The 1,375-nt window shown below is 64.4% G+C and carries 1 protein-coding gene; it reads right to left on the bottom strand.

Features of this window, described 5'->3' with window-relative positions; all coding sequences use genetic code 11:
- A partial coding sequence (locus EN994_RS31640; protein WP_127308161.1) for a lytic murein transglycosylase occupies positions 1-1,151 on the bottom strand: 1,151 nt, incomplete at its 3' end.
- Positions 1,152-1,375 lie beyond the last annotated feature (224 nt).

Genomic DNA, 1,375 nt, shown 5'->3' with positions numbered 1-1,375 from the left:
CAGCCATCCACCGGCAAACCTAGCCGCGTCTGCTCCTTGCGGATCGCCTCGCGGGTGTTGGTACCCAAAATGCCGTCGACGGTGCCGACATCGTAGCCCTTGGCTTCCAGCTTGGTCTGCAACGCCTTCATCTGCTCATTGTTGAGACCGGTCTCGGGATTGCGCGGGTCCAGCGGCGGCGCGCCTGCCAGCCGTGCGGCAAGGTTGGCTGCCGTCAGCGCATAGGTGAAGGACTGATTCCATTCGAGATAAACGTCGAAATTGTCGTAGGTGAGGAAGGCTGGCCCCTTGCGGCCCATCGGCAGCGCGAGGCCTGCTTTCAGGCCGTTATCGACCAGCGGCGCGCCGCTGGGGTAGGTGACGCCCCATTGCGCCCACTGCGACAGCGGCAGCTTGTTGGTGCGACCGGTCTGATCCCACGGCATGTCTTCGGGCACGCGGACTTCCTGGATCCAGGGCTGGTCGCGTTTCCAGCCGCGCGACAGCACCTTGTTGGCAGTGGTCATGATCACATCAGGCACGCTGCCGCGCAGGTCGATCTTGCCGTCGCCGTCGCCGTCGACGCCGCGTGCCAGATAGTCGGAGGGCAGGATCTGCGTCTGGCCGATCTCGCCGGCCCAGGCGCCCCTGACATCGGCCGGCAGCACGCCGCGATCGATCAGTTCCAGAAGCGGCACCAGCTGTTGCCGGAAGAGCTGCGGCCGGCGGCAATCATGGGAAAGCGTCACCAGGGCGCTCAGCGTGTGGAAGTCGCCCTGCACGGCGCCGAAATCGGTCTCCAGCGCCCAGAAGGCGGCGATGATCGGCGCCTGGACGCCGAACTGCTGGTCGGCGCGGGCGAAGACATCCGCGTATTTCTTCATGTTCGCCGCACCTTGCTTCAGGCGATAGGCCGAGATCATCCGGTTGGAAAACTCGACAAAGGTTTGGGTGAAGACGCCCTGGGCGCGGTCGCGCGCCAACACCTTGTCATCTAAGGTTGCCGCTTCAAGGGCGTCGAGACCCACTGCACCTACGCCGGCCGCCTTGGCTTCCGCGGCGACGCCCTGCTTCCAGGATTCGAAGTCGCCGCCGCATTCCTGCGCCATCGCCGGCAAGGCCGTGGCGCACAGGGTCAGCGCAGCCGCGAGGACTTTGGAACGCAGTCGCATCAGCTTCCTTTCGAAACGAACAGGGGGTCATTTGTTGTGCTCCCCCCCGGGAAGCCCAACGCCCTGAATTACCGGCGGTTGCACTCTTTCCCGCTGGCTGTGTCGAAAAGCAGGCGGCAGGCCCGGTGTCAACGGTGTTCTGCGGCAGCTTCTCTGCTGGAGTGATTTGATGCAGGGCAGTGCTGCCGTTGCACCGGTTCAACGGAAGCTCTGCTGGAGTGATT

It is taken from the genome of Mesorhizobium sp. M7A.F.Ca.CA.002.09.1.1 (assembly GCF_003998555.1).
Classification (GTDB): domain Bacteria; phylum Pseudomonadota; class Alphaproteobacteria; order Rhizobiales; family Rhizobiaceae; genus Mesorhizobium; species Mesorhizobium ciceri.
This window is presented reverse-complemented; position numbering and strand designations above follow the sequence as displayed.